This window comes from Shewanella sp. GutDb-MelDb (genome assembly GCF_002836075.1).
Classification (GTDB): domain Bacteria; phylum Pseudomonadota; class Gammaproteobacteria; order Enterobacterales; family Shewanellaceae; genus Shewanella.
On sequence record NZ_PJBM01000248.1, the window covers coordinates 21,911 to 42,268 of the forward strand.

At 43.0% G+C, this 20,358-nt stretch carries 24 protein-coding genes and 1 riboswitch; of the genes, 13 read left to right on the plus strand and 11 right to left on the minus strand.

Going from position 1 to position 20,358, the window contains the following annotated elements; genetic code table 11:
- Positions 1-271 precede the first annotated feature (271 nt).
- Genes fliD through CXF82_RS16540 form a run of 10 tightly spaced genes read left to right on the plus strand, consistent with a single transcriptional unit; the run spans position 272 to position 7,275 of the window.
- Positions 272-1,651, plus strand: a complete 1,380-nt coding sequence (fliD, locus tag CXF82_RS16495) for a flagellar filament capping protein FliD (RefSeq protein ID WP_101090857.1) — start codon at positions 272-274, stop codon at positions 1,649-1,651.
- A 13-nt stretch (positions 1,652-1,664) separates the two neighbouring features.
- Positions 1,665-2,045, plus strand: a complete 381-nt coding sequence (gene fliS, locus CXF82_RS16500) for a flagellar export chaperone FliS (RefSeq protein ID WP_101090859.1) — start codon at positions 1,665-1,667, stop codon at positions 2,043-2,045.
- Positions 2,014-2,340 carry a hypothetical protein gene (locus tag CXF82_RS16505; RefSeq protein WP_101090860.1) on the plus strand — a complete coding sequence of 109 codons (327 nt, stop codon included), beginning with the start codon at positions 2,014-2,016 and terminating at the stop codon, positions 2,338-2,340. Before fliS ends, CXF82_RS16505 begins: the two co-directional genes overlap by 32 nt.
- A complete protein-coding gene (locus CXF82_RS16510; protein ID WP_102044589.1) occupies positions 2,333-3,436 on the plus strand; it encodes a flagellar hook-length control protein FliK in 1,104 nt (367 codons plus the stop codon). Before CXF82_RS16505 ends, CXF82_RS16510 begins: the two co-directional genes overlap by 8 nt.
- Before the next feature lie 15 nt (positions 3,437-3,451).
- Positions 3,452-3,907, plus strand: a complete 456-nt coding sequence (gene fliL, locus CXF82_RS16515; protein WP_101090865.1) for a flagellar basal body-associated FliL family protein — start codon at positions 3,452-3,454, stop codon at positions 3,905-3,907.
- 12 nt (positions 3,908-3,919) lie between these two features.
- Positions 3,920-4,642 carry an RNA polymerase sigma factor FliA gene (locus CXF82_RS16520; RefSeq protein WP_101090867.1) on the plus strand — a complete coding sequence of 241 codons (723 nt, stop codon included), beginning with the start codon at positions 3,920-3,922 and terminating at the stop codon, positions 4,640-4,642.
- Between the two features lie 14 nt (positions 4,643-4,656).
- A complete protein-coding gene (motA, locus tag CXF82_RS16525; protein ID WP_102044590.1) occupies positions 4,657-5,514 on the plus strand; it encodes a flagellar motor stator protein MotA in 858 nt (285 codons plus the stop codon).
- On the plus strand, positions 5,514-6,521 hold the full coding sequence (locus CXF82_RS16530; protein WP_102044591.1) for a flagellar motor protein MotB: 1,008 nt from the start codon (positions 5,514-5,516) through the stop codon (positions 6,519-6,521). The genes motA and CXF82_RS16530 overlap by 1 nt, the downstream gene beginning before the upstream one ends.
- Complete coding sequence (locus CXF82_RS16535; protein ID WP_101090872.1) at positions 6,506-6,940, plus strand: hypothetical protein; 435 nt, start codon at positions 6,506-6,508, stop codon at positions 6,938-6,940. The genes CXF82_RS16530 and CXF82_RS16535 overlap by 16 nt, the downstream gene beginning before the upstream one ends.
- Before the next feature lie 50 nt (positions 6,941-6,990).
- Positions 6,991-7,275, plus strand: coding sequence for a hypothetical protein (locus tag CXF82_RS16540; RefSeq protein WP_101090875.1), 285 nt, complete (start codon positions 6,991-6,993; stop codon positions 7,273-7,275).
- Positions 7,276-7,335: 60 nt separating this feature from the next.
- Here the strand turns inward: CXF82_RS16540 and CXF82_RS16545 are convergent, their stop codons facing one another.
- From CXF82_RS16545 to add, 5 genes are all read right to left on the minus strand, one after another.
- The gene (locus tag CXF82_RS16545) at positions 7,336-7,680 is read right to left on the minus strand and encodes a hypothetical protein (RefSeq protein WP_102044592.1); all 345 of its coding nucleotides are present in this window, start codon (positions 7,678-7,680) and stop codon (positions 7,336-7,338) included.
- A 283-nt stretch (positions 7,681-7,963) separates the two neighbouring features.
- Positions 7,964-8,320, minus strand: a complete 357-nt coding sequence (locus CXF82_RS16550; RefSeq protein WP_101090925.1) for an antibiotic biosynthesis monooxygenase family protein — start codon at positions 8,318-8,320, stop codon at positions 7,964-7,966.
- Positions 8,321-8,439: 119 nt separating this feature from the next.
- A complete protein-coding gene (locus CXF82_RS16555) occupies positions 8,440-8,853 on the minus strand; it encodes a VOC family protein (protein ID WP_101090878.1) in 414 nt (137 codons plus the stop codon).
- 29 nt (positions 8,854-8,882) lie between these two features.
- Positions 8,883-9,176 (minus strand): hypothetical protein, encoded by a 294-nt coding sequence (locus CXF82_RS16560; RefSeq protein ID WP_102044593.1) that lies wholly within the window; start codon positions 9,174-9,176, stop codon positions 8,883-8,885.
- A gap of 235 nt (positions 9,177-9,411) precedes the next feature.
- The gene (gene add, locus CXF82_RS16565; RefSeq protein ID WP_102044594.1) at positions 9,412-10,407 is read right to left on the minus strand and encodes an adenosine deaminase; all 996 of its coding nucleotides are present in this window, start codon (positions 10,405-10,407) and stop codon (positions 9,412-9,414) included.
- Positions 10,408-10,432: 25 nt separating this feature from the next.
- Positions 10,433-10,532, minus strand: a riboswitch (purine riboswitch).
- A gap of 216 nt (positions 10,533-10,748) precedes the next feature.
- Between add and CXF82_RS16570 the strand changes: the two genes are divergently transcribed.
- Together CXF82_RS16570 and yidZ are read left to right on the plus strand one after the other, a co-directional pair.
- Positions 10,749-11,963: an MFS transporter gene (locus CXF82_RS16570; protein ID WP_102044595.1), complete on the plus strand. Its 1,215-nt coding sequence runs from the start codon at positions 10,749-10,751 to the stop codon at positions 11,961-11,963.
- Positions 11,938-12,891: an HTH-type transcriptional regulator YidZ gene (yidZ, locus tag CXF82_RS16575; RefSeq protein WP_102044596.1), complete on the plus strand. Its 954-nt coding sequence runs from the start codon at positions 11,938-11,940 to the stop codon at positions 12,889-12,891. Before CXF82_RS16570 ends, yidZ begins: the two co-directional genes overlap by 26 nt.
- A 407-nt stretch (positions 12,892-13,298) precedes the next feature.
- Here yidZ and CXF82_RS16580 read toward each other — a convergent pair whose 3' ends face one another.
- From CXF82_RS16580 to CXF82_RS16605, 6 genes are all read right to left on the minus strand, one after another.
- Positions 13,299-14,423, minus strand: coding sequence for a serine/threonine protein kinase (locus tag CXF82_RS16580; protein ID WP_101090888.1), 1,125 nt, complete (start codon positions 14,421-14,423; stop codon positions 13,299-13,301).
- Complete coding sequence (locus tag CXF82_RS16585; RefSeq protein WP_157822905.1) at positions 14,420-15,007, minus strand: ECF-type sigma factor; 588 nt, start codon at positions 15,005-15,007, stop codon at positions 14,420-14,422. The genes CXF82_RS16580 and CXF82_RS16585 overlap by 4 nt, the downstream gene beginning before the upstream one ends.
- 73 nt (positions 15,008-15,080) lie before the next feature.
- Complete coding sequence (locus CXF82_RS16590) at positions 15,081-15,773, minus strand: metallophosphoesterase (RefSeq protein ID WP_180961220.1); 693 nt, start codon at positions 15,771-15,773, stop codon at positions 15,081-15,083.
- Positions 15,774-15,828: 55 nt separating this feature from the next.
- Complete coding sequence (locus CXF82_RS16595; RefSeq protein ID WP_101090894.1) at positions 15,829-16,422, minus strand: hypothetical protein; 594 nt, start codon at positions 16,420-16,422, stop codon at positions 15,829-15,831.
- Between the two features lie 85 nt (positions 16,423-16,507).
- Positions 16,508-16,834 carry a hypothetical protein gene (locus tag CXF82_RS16600; RefSeq protein ID WP_102044598.1) on the minus strand — a complete coding sequence of 109 codons (327 nt, stop codon included), beginning with the start codon at positions 16,832-16,834 and terminating at the stop codon, positions 16,508-16,510.
- A 293-nt stretch (positions 16,835-17,127) separates the two neighbouring features.
- Positions 17,128-17,523 (minus strand): GFA family protein, encoded by a 396-nt coding sequence (locus CXF82_RS16605; protein WP_101090898.1) that lies wholly within the window; start codon positions 17,521-17,523, stop codon positions 17,128-17,130.
- 1,277 nt (positions 17,524-18,800) lie between these two features.
- Between CXF82_RS16605 and CXF82_RS16615 the strand changes: the two genes are divergently transcribed.
- On the plus strand, positions 18,801-20,003 hold the full coding sequence (locus CXF82_RS16615; protein ID WP_374702375.1) for a dicarboxylate/amino acid:cation symporter: 1,203 nt from the start codon (positions 18,801-18,803) through the stop codon (positions 20,001-20,003).
- Positions 20,004-20,358: the final 355 nt, after the last annotated feature.

Sequence of the window (20,358 nt, forward strand, 5' to 3'; positions counted from 1 at the left end):
CCAACTTTCAAAAAGAGCCTTTAGGCTCTTTTTTTTTGAAAAATTATCACTGACACACTTCAGCATCACCTTCGCAAGGTCGCCTTAGTAGAGGTATAGCTTCAAATCCAATTGTGGGCAAAGTGACTTGCGGAAGCCGTACTTCCTTTTCCGTGCTGTAAACGGAAAAACGCTAGCGGATACAAGTACAGATAAACAAACAGAATTCAATATATACAAACACTTAACGTTTGGTACAGAGATTGCAAAAGTATCATTATAGGAGGATCAAATGATTTCAGGTATGAACGGTGCATCTTTTGCTGAACAACTCATTTCAGCAGAAAGAATGGGGAAAGATCAACTATTTAAAACCAATTTAACCAAGCATCAAACACAAATTGATGCCTATGAGTTATTGGAGCGTAGCCTCAATAAAATGACCAGTAATCTAGAAAAGATTAATGGTGATGCCTTTGAAAGTAAAACCTCATCAATCAGTGATGAGAACGCCGCGATAACAGTCGACAGTGATGCTCCCACGGGCACCTATGATCTAACCGTCAAGCAACTCGCTCAAGCCCATCAGCTGACTAAAAGCTTTGCCAGTGAAACCGACTTACTCCCCGCGAGTGGTTTATTAAGCATCCAGGTCGGCCCCGATATCGCTGACACTATAGAGATAGATATGGCAGTGCTTAATGCTGACGGCACTCGCACCGTGAATGATCTTCGTGATGCCATTAACTCACACCCAGATAACCCTGGAGTACAAGCCTCACTCGTCAGAACGGGTGGCGGTGTCGAGTTAATGATGACCTCCTCAGAATCAGGTAAAGACAGTACGCTCAAAGTTGAGATGGACGGTGTTGATTGGGGCATGAACCAACGTAAAGCGGCGCAAGACGCAGAGATAGTGCTCAATGGTATCGATATCACGAGTAGCAGTAACTACTTAAGTAACGTTATTGATGGTGTATCAATAGAGCTGAACAAAACACACTCGGCGGGCGAAAGCAGCACCATAAAAATCGAATCTGACACCAGCAGCAGTGAAGATGCGGTTAAGGACTTTGTCGAGTCTTTCAATGACCTGATGAACCAAATTAATCAGCTTACCCGTTCTATGGGCAGTAGCGTCGTCGATGAGGCCAAAGAAAACGATAAGGACACTGACGACAAAGATAAAGACGATGATGATGAAGATGATAAGCCATCATCTGTCACAGAAGATCAGCTCGGTGCCCTCAAAGGTGACTCTACATTAAGAATGCTGCAAGCCAGTATGCGCAATAGCGTATTCGAAGCCGCACCAAACGGTATGCGCTTATCTGACATTGGTATTGAGATGAACCGTAGTGGTGAGCTTGATATCGATGAAGATAAGCTGACCCAAGCACTTAAAGATGATCCCGCGGCCTTAAAAGAGATGTTCACTGCCGATAACAGCTTCATCGATAGAATAGACACTATTATCGAACCATTCACTCAGTCCAATGGTTATCTCGATCTTAAGCAAAACAACCTAGATAGCCAAATTGAACGCGTTGAAGACAGCATGTCTCGCCATGACTATCAGATGAAGCAGAGGTACCAAATTTACCTGTCTCAGTTCACCGCAATGGAAAACACCATTAACCAACTTAACTCAGCTAGCATGCTGTTTAATTAAGGAATGCTAACCAATGTTGAATGAGCACGATCCCTTTAATGCTTACAAACAGACCTCATTAGACGCCCGAGCCGCTGCCGCTAATCCACATGAAATGGTACGGATGCTGCTCGATGGCCTCTTAGAGGAGATCCAACGTGCCAGTGGTTTTATGCAGCGTAAGAGCTTTGAAGATAAAGGTCAGAGTATCAACAAATGTCTCAATATCGTCCATGGCCTCGACTCCATGCTCGATATTGAAAACGGCGGCAAGGTCGCGGCAGGACTCAACCACCTTTATGACTACTGCAGTCGGCAATTGGTCACCGCGAGCGTTGAAAATAGCGTTGCAGCCCTAGAACCCATAACAAAGGTGATTACCGATGTCAGAGCAGGTTGGGCCAATCTCAATTGAGCAGTGGCAACAGTTTGAAAAAGCACTGGCGTTTCACGCGCGCGCTGAAGACTGGGAAAAGCTAGTGATAGTGAATGAAAAGATGTGCAATGCCCTTAAAAAAGCGGGCAAGCCACACTCTCGCTCACAGGTACTTGCACGCCAATCATTAGCGCAAAGCCATGCAAAAATTGTGCAGCAGTTACGACAAGCACAAGGCAAGATCAAGCAAGAGATGGCTCAATTTGAACAGCAGCAAGACGGCCTTGCTGCTTACCAATTTACCTGTGCCAGCGCTGGAGTCACCAATGACTAGTCCCATTTTACCAAGTGCATTAAGCACAACACCGGCCGTTAATTCAGCACGAGTCAGCCATATTAAAGAGCCTATTGACCAAGCTTATTCCCATGATCTAGAACAATCGGCGACCGATTCAGCGCCGTTCTCATTGATATTGCCGCAGCCAAGGCAGCCACAAAACGTCAGTATCAATGGTGATATTTCAGGGCAAATAGCCAACACTATTTCAATGTCAGGTGGACCTTTAACAGACGAGAGTTTTCAGCGCGCTAACGTAATAGACTTAGCAAGCCAAAACGCCACGCTGGGACTGGACAATACTGTTAAGCCTTTGCATTTCGCTAGCACTTATGCCTCAACAGTCAATCCGTTTACACAACAGTTAAGCAGCCAAACATCTATTCAAACTGCACAGACAAGCGGCCAGCCATTAACAAGTACAACAGCCGCTAATGACAAAGCCCATACCGCTGCGCTAGCAACAAACTTCGCCAGTAGCAGCGCTGGGTCGACCTTCAATAGCAGTGCGGTTAAGCCTGACAGTATGAATCCATTCTTAAGCGCCACTCAGTTAGCAACGGCATTTATAGCCAAACAAGTTGATAGCGCCAGTATCGATACAATTGAATCCACTCATCAAATACTCGCGACAAATACCCGAGCGAATAGTGCCGTTGCACAGTGGGGGCCAGTGTCCGTTTCTCAAGCCGCACCTATGCTGCAGCAGGCCCACGAAATGCTGTCACCATTGCGTGAACAATTACGCTTTCAAATTGATCAACAGATCAAACAAGCAGAGCTCAGACTCGACCCGCCAGAACTCGGAAAAATTGAGCTCAATATCCGTCTTGATGGCGATAAATTACATATCCAGATGCACGCAGCCAACGCTGCGGTGCGCGATGCACTATTAACTGGGCTAGACAGGCTACGCGCCGAGCTAGCCGCAGATCATGGCGGCCAAATTGACGTCGATATCAGCCACGGCGAGTCACCACAAGAACAAACACAGCAGGGTTCGAAGTCGGCCATAGCCGCCGCTAGCCAGCAGGAAGCTCAGCCAATGACAACTGAGACTTCCCAACGAGATCAAGTTGATCTACTCGCATAATTTAAGGTTCCCATCATGCCACTCACTAAAAACGCCCGTAAACGGATCAGCTTTTTTCTCTTCATCACGGTTTGGACAGCCGCCATATTTTGGGTTGGCTGGCAATCTCCAACGCTCATTGGAGGCCCTTTCTTAACCCAAGAGCCAGAAATTAAATTAGCAAAATTCTACCCATTAGATAAATTTGTCATCTCTATTCCAGGCGATGAATATCCGCACTATCTACTGTTAGAAATGGCGTTTAAAAGCCGTTCAAACAATGCAGCTAACACCATTAAAAAAGCCGATCCTGTGATTAAAAACTCCTTAATGAAGATGTTTTCCAAGAAACACTTCAATGAACTCAATAATGCGCAGCAGCTTGAGTCGCTGCAAAAAGAGGCGCATATCCTGTTATCACTCGTGCTAGCCGAAAATGACTTCGCCATCGAATTAGACGATGTGTTGTTTACTCGTATGGTCATTCAATAAAGGCCATATGCCATGAATACAGCTCAATCAGCCTACCAAGAAGCAAGTGGAGATATCGCTGTTAATCGTCTATCTGAAAGTCAGGTGATGATGCAATACCTACCTTTAGTGAAGCGCTCAGTATCAAAATTGAGAAGCCATTGCGGCTCGGTGTTAGCTAAAGAGGATATGGAACAGATCGGGATGATGGCGCTTCTAGAATCTGCCAGACGTTATCCCGGCGAGTACGATAATGGTTTTATCTCTTTTGCTGGACTGCGAATTCGCGGTGCCATTTTAGATGAGCTTCGTCGCCAAGATTGGCGACCACGTCCTGTGAGACAGCAAGCCCATGAGTTAAATGACACCGTCAGAAAGCTCACACGACTATTAGCTCGTCAACCAACAGATAAAGAGGTCGCCGAAGCGATGGGGTTAAACGAAACCGCCTATCGTGAACGCTTATTTGCGTCACAATCCGAGTCGATGCGTAGCCTAGATGAACTGGTCAGTGACGGTGGACATTTTGTCGATAAAAATGATGTTTTGGAGCAATTTTCAGCAAAAGAGTGTTTATTTCAAGCCATTTCAAAATTAAACAAAAGAGAACAGGTGATCCTGTCGCTTTACTATCAGCATGAACTCAATTTAAAAGAAATTGCCGCAACCTTAGGACTGACAGAAACTCGAATTTGCCAACTGCATAAGCAAGCAGTGAAACAACTTAAGAGCATCTATCAACAATGGGAACGGTAAACAGGTGAGATAGTATGAGCAAACTGTTAGGGCTAGTAGTCATCCTCTTGTCAGTATTTGGTGGGTATGTATGGGCGGGTGGAACATTGTTCTCTCTTTGGCAACCCGCAGAAATACTCATCATTTTTGGTGCTGGCAGTGGCGCACTGGTTATTGCTAATCCCAAATCTGTACTCATTGATATGTATGAGCAGCTCAAAGAGCTAGTCAAAGTCGACCAAGAGGACCCTGAACTCTATCCACAACTGTTTGGCTTATTGAGCATGTTGATGTCGCAGATTCAATCTCAAGGCCTACGAGTACTCGACGATCATATTGAAAAACCAAACGAAAGCTCACTATTCCTCATGTATCCAGCGGTACTTGAGCACCCAAATGTACTCAACTTTCTCATCGACAATCTAAGACTACAGTCTATTGGCAAGCTTTCACCTCATGATTTAGAACACATGCTAGATGAAGAGATCCACCGTATTGATGAAGATAGAATGCGCCCATCTTACGCCCTCAGTAAGGTCGCAGAGGCGATGCCAGGCTTTGGCATCCTGGCGGCAGTGATGGGAATTATTATTACCATGTCGAATATCGATGGTCCTATTACCATGATTGGTGTCAAAGTAGCCGCAGCACTTGTGGGGACTTTCATCGGTATCTTTGCCTGCTACTGCATATTTGATCCACTCTCCAAAGCACTTGAACATTTAGTCGAGCGAAAATCGGCACAAATGCGGTGTGTTGCCGCAGTCTTGGCAGCCTTTGCTAAGGGTAAACCGCCGATGTTGGCGATTGATGCAGGTCGTAAACAAATTCAGAGTGAAAACCGTCCAACCTTTGTTGAACTTGAGCGCTGGATGCAGGAACAGAAAAGCTAATGGCGATTAGACCAGAGCCAATCATTATTCGACGCAGGCAGCGCTCAAAAGCTAAAGCTGCCCATGGTGGTGCCTGGAAAGTGGCATTTGCCGACTTCACCTTAGCCATGATGGCGCTATTTATGGTGCTATGGATAATGCAAATCGCAGATCAGCAAGAGCGAACGATGATAGTCCAATACCTCAATGGCGACTTATATGCTAAAGGTTCAGTCAATCCATTTGACCTCAGTAGTGCATCATCAATGCTCGACTTTCAAGGTAATATCGCCATTCAACAAGCCGTGTTACCGGCCACTTCTACTGGTGTCGCACGCAGTGGTCCAGCACTGCATAATCGTATTCCATCCGGTACTGAGAACGCAAATGCGGGCAAAGGACCAGAGTTAAACTCCCTCGTGCCAGGCAAGTTTGAAACCCAGGCGCAACTTGAGTTTCTCGCAAGGGAGATAGACAAGGTAATCAAAGATGTCAGCATGGGGGCCAACGTTGAGCTGCAAGTGGTACCACAAGGTGTGCGTATATTGATGCACGATAATGTACATCAGTTTATGTTCACTCGCGGTAGCTCGGAGATGAAACCCTACTTTGAAGATCTACTCATGGCGCTCGGCCCTTTATTGAGTAAAGTGGACAACAAGATCACGATTTCTGGCCACACTGACTCAACGCCCTATGCGGGTAATAAGTTCACTAACTGGGAACTCTCGAGCAAACGGGCGCTACTCGCGCGCAGAGTACTTGAGTACGGTGGTCTTAAACGTCAGCAAGTTATTCAAATTACTGGTATGGCCGATCAAGCTCCCTATGTTGATGATCCCGCTGCAGCTGCAAACCGCCGTATCGAGGTGCTCATCATGACATCGGATGCGGAGACACAACTTCGTCAAATGATGGGGCTTCCTCAAGAGAAACCAGCTCCAAAAGAGAACCTTATAAAAGCAAAACACATTGCTGAGGCAAATCAACCACGGACGAGATACCCCTTATCATGGACAAACCAATAGTTAACCATGGCGAATTTATCCCTGCTGATAAAACGCCAACGCCTCAGCATGACCATGCCGACAGCCGGGAACACCTCAGGGTGAGTCTACGCCATGATGAACTACAAGATATTCGACTCGCTTGCGACGGCGTGACTCTGCCTTTATACAAAGACTATTGTTGGGCAAAAACCAAAATAGGCATCGCCAATATAAAGAACGTTGGCTTAGGTGGCGTCGGCATCATTAGCATTTGTGAGTTAAAACCTAAACAAGAACTGTACCTTAGGTTCGATGAGGTATATTACTCAATCAAAGTGATGCGCACTCAGAACATCAGCCACAAGCTACATTTCATTGGTGCTATGTGGATGGAAGAGGACGAAAAGCAGCGCGCTCTGATTACCAATAAGATCCTTGCCTCGAGTCAAAAAGCATAGATTAAACCGATTGATAACTTAAGTACTCAGTGATGAATAAGGAGATCACTATGCCAGCACCATATGAGCGCAAAAGACCCGATTTATTACAGAAGCTATTCCTTTATCTTATTCTGTTTGATTGGGTCATCTTGATTTACTTGATCATCGAACTCAAAGAGATATCTTTTCGCCATGGCGCAATAACCTCTGTAATGGTCGCGATCTTCAACCTCATTTTGGTTAACCTGTGCTTTAGACGTGCCCGCAGAGCAGGAGACAGCTATCAGATCTATCCCGTGATCATCGGCGCCTTAATGTCGTTTGTACTTATCGCCTATTTCTTTTTCTTTTAGCAAAACGTTTATATACCCATCCTGCATGAAGATGCTGGATTCAGTGGGAATAGGATGGGCTCACTTTCCAACGAACTCAAGATTAAACACGTCCAGAAATTCACGTAATGATTTGATCTTTAGTTTGGTCATAACAATGAGTAAAAATCCAAACACCCCCATAGCGATGAAGAATGGGCCAGAAAAGGCATCGGATGTTTTATAGGTCCACAAGCCATTAAGCAGTATCAGTGCGTTTATACTGCCGTTAATGAAATCATGAGTTTTGACAACATAACGATTGAGCGAAATATCATACGAAATTGAGCCGTTATTCGACAGACCTCCTAGCTTTACATTTATCCTGCGATCTTTCAGTGTGGCAGCGTAACCACGTGCCGTTAGCTCTTTGAGTAACAATTCCATCTGTGACCTCACTATCCTTTTTAATGATTTTGGCATCGACTCACGCGTCGTTACAACACATTTAACACTTATCACAAGGCAACCTAGCTTTGCCGCTGCAATGCTTAAAATCTAATGACTTTGATGTCACAAGGCAATCAACTTACAGTGGAAAACATTCGAAAAGTTTTCACTTTACATCATGTGAAATAACCCTATATTCAGATTTACTGTAATTTCAGCATCATCACTTGCTGAACGATAAGCACGAAAAAATAGCGGATAAAGCAATCAAACCCCGACGTTAATCTGAAGTCGATCGATGTGCTAATAGGCTGTCATCAGGGGCTTCTTCGCGCTGCTCCATACCGTAATCTCGAATAACACCGGCAACTCTAAGCCGATAGTGACTAAAGACTCCGCCACGCCCTTTTACTTGAGCATAACGATGAGATTCTAAATTTCGCCACTGTTGAATTGATGCTTCATCACGCCAGAATGATAATGATAGGATTTTGCTGTTGTCAGTCAAACTCTGAAACCGTTCAATCGATATAAAACCATCAATATCAGCTAACAGCGGTTTAATTTCAGCGGCAATATCCAAGTATTCTTCGGATTTTCCCGCTGCTATTTGCACTTCAAATATGACAGCAATCATAGGGTGTCTTACTCCAAACGGTTCAATATACTTGTCGATTACGTTAGCATTTTCAATATCAAACATTAATGAGTCGTATCAAAGTTTATTAAACAAAAAGGCGTTACGACTTACACCACCTAAGCAGTGGTTTTAATTAATTGCAATAAATCCCACTTAGTACCATAAAGATCTTTAAATACGACCACCATGCCATATTCTTCCGACCTTGGTGCTTCAGTAAACTCAATACCATTAGCCTTCATCTGCTCATAGTCACGCCAAAAGTCATTGGTGTGTAGAAACAAGAATACTCGACCACCCGTTTGATAACCCACAGATCGCTTTTGCTCTTCATTACTCGCTTGAGCTAATAATAAACTCGTGCCTGTAGAGTTTGGCGGAGCGATCAATACCCAACGTTTACCACCCCCTAAATCAAGGTCTTCAATCAGTTCAAACCGCAGTTTTTTAGTGTAAAACGCAATGGCATCATCATAGTTTTCGACCACTAAGGCAACGCTGCCTATGTTCTGTTCGATAGCTTTACTCATATCATTTTCACTCCTAGTTATACCAATCATTATTTAATTTCTACGCCACATTTACAGCATTTATCTTGGGGCCAACGCAACGAAAAAATACTTAAGCCTGGTACCACTTGTCTTGCACCGCAATTAGAACAGCCTAAGCGAATCGCATAAAGCATCGTGAACGTCCCCCAGCCCATTGTAAGCAAGAACATCCAGTTATCTAACGAATAAAAATTACTTACATCAAAGCGCTCAGAAGATGTTCTATATACAATCGTTATGGCAGGCGCACTAGTAAAATACCAATTAATCGGCGTTTGTATTTGTTCATCAATAACTTCCATGTAGTAATATTTTTACTCTTAAATAATACGTTAGTTATTTTTATATATATCAATTAACCAGTATGAATACCGACTGAAATAACACAAAAAATGAGACAATAAGCTTAAGTTTTAGCTTTACGGTAAGCATTGAAGGGGAATTGAGAGAACAAAAAATAGACGGAGAAAGAGTTGAAAGCGACCCAGAGCATCTGCCCTGAGTCATATATCGGCGAGAATAAACGCAAGCGCGGTATTATTCTGCCAAGGTTAATAGTTGCTGCTTTACCGCTGCAGAAGCAAATGAATGTTCAACACTTACCTTGTATATCTCAAAATACTCTTTACGGCTTAGTTTAAACTCTTGCATAACTTTGCGGACTTCATCAGTCATGGTGGTATTCGAAACCGTGCGGTTATCGGTATTGATTGTGATCAACACACCATCTTTATAAAATTCGCTGAAAGGGTGTTCACTCAAGTTGTCGACCGCTTTAGTTTGTACATTACTTGTTGGGCAGCTTTCTAAGGCAACCGATGCACTTTTTGTTAAATCATAAGCTGCTCGATGCGTCTTAATATCAATACCGTGACCAATACGCTCAGCGCCAAGCATAGTAATAGCATCATGCACGTTTTGCCCTACGCCCTGCTCACCCGCATGAATAGTCACTCGATAGCCTTTCTTAACCGCATATTGCGCATGAGGAATAAATCCTTCGCAGAACCCAGGCAATTCACTGCCCGCAAGATCGAAAGCGACTACGCCGTCATTAATGAAGTTGGCGCCCGCATCAATAACTTCGTTAACTCTATCTTTAGGCATATTACGGATAATCGACAGAATGAAATTACCTTTGATGCCGTATTGCGACTCCGCTCTTTTCATCCCGTTAACTGCACTGCCAATCACTTGTTCCAGCGTCAACCCACTTTGAAGATGTAATAACGGCGCAAAACGCACCTCAAGATACTTTACGTTCTCTTTGGCAGCATCTTCAAATACTTCAAAAGCAATCCGCTCAATACCAGTAGCGGTTTGCATCACTGACAGTGGCAATTCAAATCGAGTCAGATATTCATCTAGATTTTGGCAGGTATCGGGGGCGATCATTAACGATTGAATGTCACTAAGATCATTGCTGGGTAATGGCACGTTTTGCTGCTGCGCGATATCAATAACGCTTTGCGGACGAACGCTACCATCTAGGTGGCAATGTAGATCGATTTTGGGCAAGTCTAAATAATTCATAGGTCTCTACCTTTATTGAATAAGAAATTAAAGTCACAGACCTCATAATCAAGAATTTAAGGCTCTTGGTAGAAACTCCCAAACCATATCATTGGGATTATACGAAGTAATGTACCCAAGCTATTTCTAGATGCTGAATCCTGCATATAGAGTTTGGGTATAAGCGGGGTAGAATTTAACATTGTTAGCGCTATGACTACAAGCCGCTTAAAAATAACTACAAATAAAATACCTTATTGATCAACCGTATGTCGTAATAAGAAATACCTGTTGTCATAACAGCAACTCGTATATTGATAATTGGGAGCTTATTATCCTGCAATCAATTATACGAGGTACTTATGTTTCGATATCTTCTTTGCAGTTTTGCGCTTGTGCTCCTCTATCCCACCGCGATCGATCTCTACCTTGTGGGGTTACCTCAAATCGCACAAGATCTCGGTGCCAGTGAATCTCAATTGCACCTCGCGTTTTCAATCTACCTTGCAGGCATGGCGGCCACGATGCTATTTGCTGGGCGCTTTGCCGATGCCGTCGGCCGTAAGCCTGTCGCCATTGTTGGAGCGACTATCTTTATTATTGCCTCTGCACTTTGCGGTGCAGCTGACAGCACTCAAACATTCTTAATCGCGAGATTTGCCCAAGGAATTGGTGCTGGATCTTGTTATGTCGTGGCATTTGCTATTTTACGTGACACTTTAGACGACCAACGTCGCGCCAAGGTGCTGTCGATGCTGAACGGTATCACTTGTATCATTCCTGTTATTGCGCCGGTTATTGGCCACTTAATTATGCTCAAATTCCCATGGCAGAGTCTGTTTACAACGATGACTGGCATCGGAATATTGGTGTGTATCTTGTCTATATTTATCCTAAAAGAAACGAAACCCGATAAAGATGCTGAGCAGCAAACTGACAGTAACAAAAACCTCAATATAGCCAATACCGCAAAGCCTGAGATGTTTCTCGAACGCTATTTCATCAGCCGATTAATTATCACCGCCATGGGCGTGACGACCATTCTGACTTACGTCAATGTTTCACCCATGCTGATAATGGGAACGATGGGCTTTGATCGTGGCGAATACTCATCAGTGATGGCGTTAACGGCTTTGGTGAGCATGACCTCATCATTCTTAGCACCATTGGCATTATCTTGGTTGAAACAAAGCACGCTAATGCTGATCTCACAATGCGTATTAATGGCAGCGGCACTCGTGTTAGTCGTCTCCTATTTCGGTGTCGACAATCACAGCTTGTACCTCGTTGGATTCGGGCTGACATGCAGTGGATTCGCCATTGGTTTTGGTGTCGCAATGAACCAAGCCCTCAGCCCATTTTCCCTAAGGGCAGGCGTGGCCAGTTCTTTGCTCGGTATCGCCCAAGTATGCAGTTCTGGCTTATATATATGGCTTATGGGGCTGCTTGGTGTGAGCCCATTAAATATGTTGCTGATAATATTGCTGCTAGGTAGCCTTATTAGCCTCACTCTAATACTATTATTGGGGTCTCCCCTTCACAGTGGTCCAAATGAAAAAATCGTTAGCACGGCTTGATCTTAATTTGTTGTTCACGCTACAAATTTTACTCAAAGAGCAAAATGTGTCTAAAACCGCTAAGAAGCTAAATGTTACTCCTTCTACGGTAAGTAAAGCGCTTAAAAAGCTTAGAGATTGGTTCGACGATCCGTTATTTGTTAAAACACCTCAAGGCTTGAGGCCAACCCCTCTAGCACAAAGTATCGAGGAAGATCTCGCTGAGTGGCTGCAAATGGGCAGCCAGATCCTAGAAAAACGCGGAGATGAAGTACCCAATGGTGTGCATTTTAATCTAGTGATGGAATCACCTTTACTGCTAATCATGTTTAATCAGCTATCACAGTCAATCTACCAAAAGTATCCTGATGCAAAAGTGAAGGTTCAAACTTGGGATTATGATTCGCTAGAGTCGATTATTTGCGGCAATGCTGACATCGGTTTTTCAGGTAGAGAGAGCCACCCACGTTCCAAAGAATTGCTGGATTTACTACCCTACTTTATTGATTTTGAAGTGTTATTTACCGATCTACCCATGGTGTACTTGCATAAAGATCATCCCGCACTGCTAGAAGAGTGGAACATAGATACGTTTCTCAAATACGCTCATATTAATATTGTTTGGGAAAAGAGCGAGAGCTGGGCGCTCGACGAAGTGCTAATGGAGATAGGGTTAGCTCGCAATGTCGCCCTGACCATGAACAGCTTTGAACAGTCTCTCTTTATGGCTGCTCAACCTGGGCATAATATGTTCACAACGGCGCCTAAGTATTGCCAACAATATGTTCAGCATATGCGTTTTGATTTAGTCAGCCTGCCGATCCCTTTAGATAAGGAGTATCTCGACAAACTACTCACCCCCTTTACCATGCTGTGGCACAAACGCAACGGACATAATCCCAAAATAAGGTGGCTCAGAGACACCATAAAAAGCCTCTATTGCTCATAGGTTTAATGCCGAACTAGATCTGTGGTTCGATCTATATTGGTCTATAGGTAAATTGGAAAGAGTTTAAAATATAAATGAGCTAGCGATGCGTATTTGTCCTAATCAATAAATGTTAGGGGCTATTGATCTTTCACGGTTGTTTTTGCCGCCGTTTATTGGCTATTTTGACAAGGCGGAGGCTATGTCGTTTAGTCATTCTCCACAAGTAGCCTACAACACCGTAAAAATAGCCAAGAAGCGCGGCCCTTCGGGTTCGTTTCAATGCTTTTAGTCTTTTATGGCTAGAATGCGTTACGCGCTTTTCGCTTAGCCAGCAGCTAAGCATCATCGCTCAATCCTTGTACTAAAAGTATTATTCTTTACCGTAGAGAGTCGAACAAAAACTAAGATCGAAAGATCAACGGCCCCTAGTTAAATATAATCCACAAACTGGTCGCTACAGAGTAAACCAACAACACACAAGTAAGTGAGGTAAAGGGCTTACGCTTTAATAGCTTTTGGAACAGATAAGGGCCACTTTGTGAAAACTCTTGAACCGGTAAACCTTGCTGGTAATAGCGGATACTTTTCCTAAGTGCTTCTGCATTTGAGTAGCGATGCTCAGGTCTAATCGATAACGCTTTTTTTATAATCGCATTGAGCTCGGTATTATTAAGTTTATCCACATCCATTTTCGTCGCCACTTTATCCGTCAGCAAATAATGTAATATAACCCCCAATGAAAAAACATCTGATTGCGCGGTACATTTTTGACCTAAAACCTGCTCTGGCGCACTCCAATAGCGCGTAAAAGCCTGGATGGTATCGTGGCTTTTTTCACTAGCACTCGCTTGATATTTACTGGCCAGACCCAAGTCGATTAACACCAAGTGGCCTTGCTCATTAATAATGATATTCTGTGGTTTTATATCACCGTGGAAAAACTGTTCATGATGAAGGTAACTGACAGCTCGCATCAATTGATCAAACACATTTAGCCTCTCATTTTGGCTAACGTTATTATTGGCTATCCAGCTATCTAATCCTAGACCATCAATGTAATCCATCACAATGCAGGCATGACCTTGTACCTCAGACACCCCGTAAATACTGCACACATTAGGGTGATCTAACGCGATTAAAATAGACGCTTCATTAAAAAATATCGCCTTTTGTTGGCCTGAGTTAAGCTTATTGGTACGGAGAATTTTGACAGCAGCTTTATGTACTTTTTCACTCTCGCAGTCATGGCTCACTAAGCGTTGTTCACCTTGAAACACCAAGCCCATACCGCCAGATTCTGACACTAGTTGGGTAATCGTAAACCCCATCACCTGCTGACCAATAAAGGTATTTTGATCCATCGGATTTTGATTAGAAATTTGCTGAGATAATAATTGGCTACTCGATAGCGGAATATCGTCCACCAAGAGCATTTTTTCAAGCTCAATGGCTGCGGCAGGATAGGCCCTCTTCAACGGTAATAGCCGCTTTTCTTGCTCTATTTTACTTAAACTTGCCAATTCAATGTACAGGGAAACGATATCTATCATTCGCTTAATTTAGCTCTCAGCCATACAGTGGCAAATTTTAAATCACTATCGACGGTTCTAGGAGACAACCCTAAAATATCGGCAATTTGTTGATGCGACACTATGGCAAAATTTTTAAGTTCAAACACTTCAGCTTGTCTTGGATAAGTTTGTTGTAACTGCTCTAATACGGATGACAATGCTAGATTTTCAGTCCAATTAGGCAACAACACATCCGAATCGGATAATTGCGAATTCAAAAACTCATATTTAGCTTTTTGCTTGTTAATTAACGACTGGTGCGGCTTACCAAACAGTAAATGCCACACTGACACGCGTACATAGTCAAAAAAGTCTTGTCGGTTTTCAAAAGGCAGCTCATCGTTACGCCAGCGGTGTAATTTCACCACAGACTCACTCGCTAACTCAGTAATCGAAGCATCATGCAGGATAGTTTCATTTGGGCGATGCTGTGAGAGGTACTTTCCAACTATTGCGCGAATATCTTGATAAGCATAAGTGAGAAATTCCTCACTTTGATCTTTATCCCTATTTTGCCAACCCACCAATAATTCAGTGGCATTATTTAACTCTCTAATTGACACGTAAATCCCTCTATTCGCCACTTATAGACAACCGATAATCATCTATTTATGCTTCAATTACTAGTTATTACAGTTAATTAAGTTCATCCATATTAAAATCATTTAAGTTTATAATGGTCAGCTCTTGTTTTAATGCAAACGTATCAATCCAATAGCGATTATCAAACTGAGTAATATGACTAACAGGGCTATGTCCGTGCACCACATAGTCGATCATATCGATACCTTTACATGATTCATTTTTATGTAAAGGTCGGCTCCATAACACTTGCCAAATATCTTCATCGGACAACTCACCCTTTTGTAGAGTTTGCCAGTCAGGTGGGGCTGATGCATGGCTAATACCAATGTTTTTTCCATTGACACTAATCGTCCGGGTCAATGGCATGGTGATATCAATCAATGTTTTCCAACGCATTAGCACATCAAATCGGTCTAAGTGTTGTGACAACCACTCGCCCCCTTTTTGCTGTAATACATCCCAATAGTCAGAGGACTGAAAGCCCAATAAAAACAACTGTTCATGGTTGCCCATTACTGAAAAAAACCACTTCTTGGTTAATAAATTTAAGCATTCAATACTTTCTGCACCTTTACTGATGAGATCCCCAGTGCAAAAAAGGCGATCAATCTGAAAGTTAAACCCCAATGTAAACAATTGCTCATAGAGTCGTTTAATTTGCCCATGAATATCACCGACAATATAATCTTTGCCCAAGACGTTGGCAGTATTAAACACATGCTGTTTTCGAGGTTTAAAATGCATTACTTTGAACCTTAAAAAATGGCCAGTCATCAACTGGCCATTCGAAAATGACAATCTACTTTTGAACCAGTTGAGCCCACAGAGCATGGTTGGTTTTGTAGCCAGGCTTAATCGTTGTAATGACCACTAACACAAGACTGACTAAGAAAAGATAAAGACCAATATCGGTATACTTAAGAGCCTCACCTAACCCACGCATAATGTCTTTTGTTCTTGCTCCACCTAGCATCTGAGTCATCTGAAACATCTCTGCTAATTGCTGGTAAAGTGTATAACCAATAGACACTAGTAATATAAGCAATAAACTGCGTGAAATTAACTGCTTTGCACCCAATAGGTGGCTACACAAAGCCAGAATAACAATCACATATAACCAAGACGGTGTTAGCTCGCTCAACGGCATACTACTTCCCATAAATGTCATCACTGGGAAAAATGTGCTCAGCAGCATAAAAGCCAAACTAAATACCGCGAAAAAGTTCATTAATTTAATGCTCGCAGTATCGACAGCTAACGCTCTATCTTTAGTATTGGTAAGGGTTACCTTAGCTTGTTCAAAAGCTTGCGACTGCTGTAAATCACTGGTTAGCTGCCCTGCGGTATTTCTGGCCTCGCTAGCCAAGTCTAACGCTTTATTCTTTAATGACATGTCTTGTTATCCCTGTTATTTCGGTCTGTTTTTTACCCAAGAAGGTTATACACCTCAAGAGTATTTGGTGGTTGCTGCCTACTGATTAAAGTTGGAGAATGTTAGCGGCTAATAACTCTCGATCTAAACTAATATCATCATCTTCTGCACGCTCAATGATGTACGACAGTTCGCATGCATTCACGATGTCACTTTGTTCACTGGTCATCGATTCAGTCAGGCTTCTCACTCCCGCTTCCTTAAAGCAAGTATTCATCATTTTCATTTTCTGTTGGAAATCACCTGATGAATTCCAATCTTGGATCCAAGCTAATTGATCTTCTTCTGCAGAGCTTCCACAACCGACTAATATGATCGCAGCCAAGCCAAATAACATTGCAGATTTAATGTTGTTTCCAATATTCGATTTCATCGTTATTCCTTAATTTTGGGTATATTTTTATATCAATGAGCTAATAGGGAATGAGTTTAAAGAAACAACAGAAAACGATGAGTGACGTAAAATAATTATATTTACGCAAAGAGGATTGAAGATTTTTTGTATTTTGAGGAATTGATTACTGAGTATCAGATTAGAGTGAGACAATTATCGCGAGCTTTTAATAATGACCAAAGCCGCGTTGAGTGTTAGCGGTTCAACCTAGCATGATGAATGACCTTATTATTTAGTCAGCCAAAGACAACATTGACCATTTGGCTAAGCAGTTACTCCGGCCCCTCTTGAAACAATACGACACCTGTAGGCATTACTTCCCAACTTGCTTTAGAGCCAACAAATATATGTTGGCCAATTTCTATATCTGGAGAGCCATTAACGCAGCCTAACGTAACCTGCAATATCTTCCCATTATGTATGGTGCACAGAGTCGAGCCACAGTGCTTACAAAACTGTAAGCCATAGCCATGCTCACCCACAAACGAAGTCAGTAAACTTTCACCAGAAAGCCACTCGAATTGCTCCGGATCTACAAAAGCAGCTGCGGATGCCTGCGCATTAAATGCCTTGCGACATCGAGAGCAATGGCAAGATTTAGCGTCTCGAAGCTTTCCGTTTAGTTGATATCTAATCTCTCCGCAGAAACATTCTCCGGTGATAGGCATAGCTTTCTCCATGGTGCTCTCGATCTGCTGATAAGTTCATCATAGCCACTGACGTAAAGTGTGCCATGCACTATGACGGTCTATATTTGTCGCTGGCGGCATCAATAATTAAGAATGCTGTTATTACTAAAAATGAAATGAGCCTTTGCTGGATCACTTATAAACTGCAGCTAGTTAAAGCCATAGCTATTACTTTTGTGATTTTTATTAGCTAAATACGCGACAGAAAATGAAGTAACGCCTTGTTAAGTCGGGAGTAAACGATTGCCAAATTTGCAGCAACGTAAGAACGGCACATACTGACGAATCCGCCTTAACAGATTGTTAAGTTTGCCTCTTAAGCAGCCACTTTATTGCCGAAAACAACAAGTGAATAACTGTAACGACAAGCGATACATAAACGAATATTGGGACAAACCAACTTATCGCAGTATCGAAAATAAATTGCCAATTCGTCCCTCCGTCATTGTAAAAAATACCGTTTGGGTTCTCTAGCCGTTCCCACAAAACAATTATCAACGTCACAACAGATGATACCGATAAGCCCACTAATAGCCCCAAACACCAAAAGTGATTTTTTATGTCGGTTAATTTCAAGAGTTCTCATCCAATTGGTTGAAGTGCCAATCGACTAGGCAACTTAACGCCCTATAACAAGCGAATCATGTACTGACGGGCGACTGGCAAATAACCTTGATGAATCTTAATTCAGAGGCTTGTTTACTTCACACCATATCAGTCGTTTGTTGGACTGAAAAACAGCGCTATTAATAGTCAATAACATACCTAGCTTTCTACTCGAGATCAACGCTCAGCCCTCACCAACTCACTCGCTGAAAGGTTTTCAGCATCCTCCCTGCGGCTAATCACCGAAGAAGACTGATTTGAGAAAATCAGTGTATTAACGATGGTTGTCCTTCTTTTCACTCCCAAAAAGAAGCTGAAACAGAAAATGTAATCCTGCTTAATTAAGTAAACATCCCAAACTCTTAAAAAGCGTTAAACACATGCTTAAATAACGAACGTAAAATACAGATACAAGAATCCGGCCTACAAATTATGAATCCGATTTAGCGATATACTAATTTTTACCTATACTTTTTAAAGATAACTCAATGTGGATCTAATATATTTGTAGAAGGAGGACTTAACCACCTATTTAAGTGCTGTTTCACAGTGCCTGATACACGGGTGTGATAGCTTTACGCCTCTTCAGCAAATGCTTAATAGAACAGTTCAACAACGGAGCGAGTGTGGCAATTTCAGATAAAAAATTAATGAACAATATAGGTCTTCAGGTCGTTATTGCCATGATAATAGGGGCATTAGTAGGCCTTTACATGGGAGAAGATGCCGCCATATTTGGACCTTTGGGCACCATATTTATTCATCTGGTTAAGATGCTCGTTATCCCCTTAGTCGTGGTATCTATTATCGCCGGCGCCGCCAGCCTAGGTAACAGCCCCTCAGCGGGTAAGATGGGTATTGGCACTTTTGCCTTCTTTATTATCACCTCAGGCATTGCCGTTACACTCGCACTTGTCATGGGCAACATTTTCAAACCTGGTGCCGGAATTGACTTTAGTGCACACGGTCAATCACTCACCCAGATCACCGCAGAGCAAGGCGCACTTCCCAGTGCCATGGATACTCTGATAGGTATGATCCCAACCAATGTCTTTGAATCAATGACTTCCGGGAATATCCTGCAGATCTTGGTCTTCTGTATCTTCTTCGGTATCGCATTGAGTAAAGTGAAAGGCGATGGTGCCCAACCGGTTATTAAGAGCCTCAATACCATAGTCGAAGCCTTTGTTTGGATGATCAATTGCGTGATGATCATTGCCCCTCTCGGCGTATTTGGTCTGATGGCTGAATCTGTGGGCTCATTCGGCTTTCAGGCTCTGGAAGTCGTATTGAAGTTATTCGTGGTCTTCGTGGTCGCGATTCTTATCTATGCCTTCATCTTCTTCCCGTTGATAGTAAAATTCTTCTCAAACGTTCCGGCGATGAAGTTTATCTCTGCGATGAAGAAGCCTCAGGCGATGGCGTTATCTACCGCTTCATCTATGGCAACACTGCCTGTCACCATGGAAACTTGTGAACAGGAACTCAATATCTCCAAGGCGACCACGGCCTTTGTATTACCGCTGGGCGCGACCATCAACATGACGGGTAACGCCATCTATTATGGCTTAGTCGCCATGTTCTTCGCCCAGATGTATCATATAGATCTGACCACCACCGCCTATGCAGCCATCATCTTCACTTCGACACTAGGCGCCATCGGCCAAGCGGGTGTGCCAGGGCCGTCGTTCTTGGTCGTCGCCGTGCTGCTTGCAGCAGGGATCCCGATTGATGGCCTGCCACTGTTGTTTGCGCTGGACCGTATATTTGACATGATCCGTACCTCATTGAACATTACAGGCGACGCTGTCTGTGCTGTCGTGATGGATCGATTTAATCCGCAACACAAGTAGTCTGCAGTACAAAAATGACTGACAAAAAAGCCCTTTTACCGATATGTAAAAGGGCTTTTTATTAGAAGCCAGAACCTATTTTGTAGCATGCCACTAAAATCAGAATGTTCAACGGCACAGATGGTCATGCCATCAACAATGGCTGTCCACTTTTCACTCATCTATCGAGCTTAGTCGGAGGCTATTCGTTATGCCATTAACAATGGGTGATGAGAATAAAGGCTTGAGTTATAAGCCGCCAAATCCATTCTGTAAAATAATGGAAAAACTTAGGTTATAGGCTAACTTACATCGATCATCGTGGCCCTATACCCGTTGCATTAAAAGTTTAACCCTTCAGCGGAAATTAAAATCC

Excerpts from the sequence above, each read along its gene's own strand:
- yidZ (WP_102044596.1), top strand. The coding sequence starts at position 11,938 with ATGAAAAAATCGTTAGCACGGCTTGATCTTAATTTGTTGTTCACGCTA.
- motA (WP_102044590.1), top strand. The coding sequence starts at position 4,657 with ATGAGCAAACTGTTAGGGCTAGTAGTCATCCTCTTGTCAGTATTTGGT.
- CXF82_RS16595 (WP_101090894.1), bottom strand. The coding sequence starts at position 16,422 with ATGTCATTAAAGAATAAAGCGTTAGACTTGGCTAGCGAGGCCAGAAAT.
- CXF82_RS16545 (WP_102044592.1), bottom strand. The coding sequence starts at position 7,680 with ATGGAATTGTTACTCAAAGAGCTAACGGCACGTGGTTACGCTGCCACA.
- CXF82_RS16605 (WP_101090898.1), bottom strand. The coding sequence starts at position 17,523 with ATGCCTATCACCGGAGAATGTTTCTGCGGAGAGATTAGATATCAACTA.
- CXF82_RS16535 (WP_101090872.1), top strand. The coding sequence starts at position 6,506 with ATGGACAAACCAATAGTTAACCATGGCGAATTTATCCCTGCTGATAAA.
- CXF82_RS16550 (WP_101090925.1), bottom strand. The coding sequence starts at position 8,320 with ATGATTGCTGTCATATTTGAAGTGCAAATAGCAGCGGGAAAATCCGAA.
- fliS (WP_101090859.1), top strand. The coding sequence starts at position 1,665 with ATGTTGAATGAGCACGATCCCTTTAATGCTTACAAACAGACCTCATTA.
- CXF82_RS16520 (WP_101090867.1), top strand. The coding sequence starts at position 3,920 with ATGAATACAGCTCAATCAGCCTACCAAGAAGCAAGTGGAGATATCGCT.
- CXF82_RS16510 (WP_102044589.1), top strand. The coding sequence starts at position 2,333 with ATGACTAGTCCCATTTTACCAAGTGCATTAAGCACAACACCGGCCGTT.
- CXF82_RS16555 (WP_101090878.1), bottom strand. The coding sequence starts at position 8,853 with ATGAGTAAAGCTATCGAACAGAACATAGGCAGCGTTGCCTTAGTGGTC.
- CXF82_RS16615 (WP_374702375.1), top strand. The coding sequence starts at position 18,801 with ATGAACAATATAGGTCTTCAGGTCGTTATTGCCATGATAATAGGGGCA.
- fliD (WP_101090857.1), top strand. The coding sequence starts at position 272 with ATGATTTCAGGTATGAACGGTGCATCTTTTGCTGAACAACTCATTTCA.
- fliL (WP_101090865.1), top strand. The coding sequence starts at position 3,452 with ATGCCACTCACTAAAAACGCCCGTAAACGGATCAGCTTTTTTCTCTTC.
- CXF82_RS16560 (WP_102044593.1), bottom strand. The coding sequence starts at position 9,176 with ATGGAAGTTATTGATGAACAAATACAAACGCCGATTAATTGGTATTTT.
- add (WP_102044594.1), bottom strand. The coding sequence starts at position 10,407 with ATGAATTATTTAGACTTGCCCAAAATCGATCTACATTGCCACCTAGAT.
- CXF82_RS16570 (WP_102044595.1), top strand. The coding sequence starts at position 10,749 with ATGTTTCGATATCTTCTTTGCAGTTTTGCGCTTGTGCTCCTCTATCCC.
- CXF82_RS16580 (WP_101090888.1), bottom strand. The coding sequence starts at position 14,423 with ATGATAGATATCGTTTCCCTGTACATTGAATTGGCAAGTTTAAGTAAA.
- CXF82_RS16540 (WP_101090875.1), top strand. The coding sequence starts at position 6,991 with ATGCCAGCACCATATGAGCGCAAAAGACCCGATTTATTACAGAAGCTA.
- CXF82_RS16505 (WP_101090860.1), top strand. The coding sequence starts at position 2,014 with ATGTCAGAGCAGGTTGGGCCAATCTCAATTGAGCAGTGGCAACAGTTT.
- CXF82_RS16530 (WP_102044591.1), top strand. The coding sequence starts at position 5,514 with ATGGCGATTAGACCAGAGCCAATCATTATTCGACGCAGGCAGCGCTCA.
- CXF82_RS16590 (WP_180961220.1), bottom strand. The coding sequence starts at position 15,773 with ATGCATTTTAAACCTCGAAAACAGCATGTGTTTAATACTGCCAACGTC.
- CXF82_RS16600 (WP_102044598.1), bottom strand. The coding sequence starts at position 16,834 with ATGAAATCGAATATTGGAAACAACATTAAATCTGCAATGTTATTTGGC.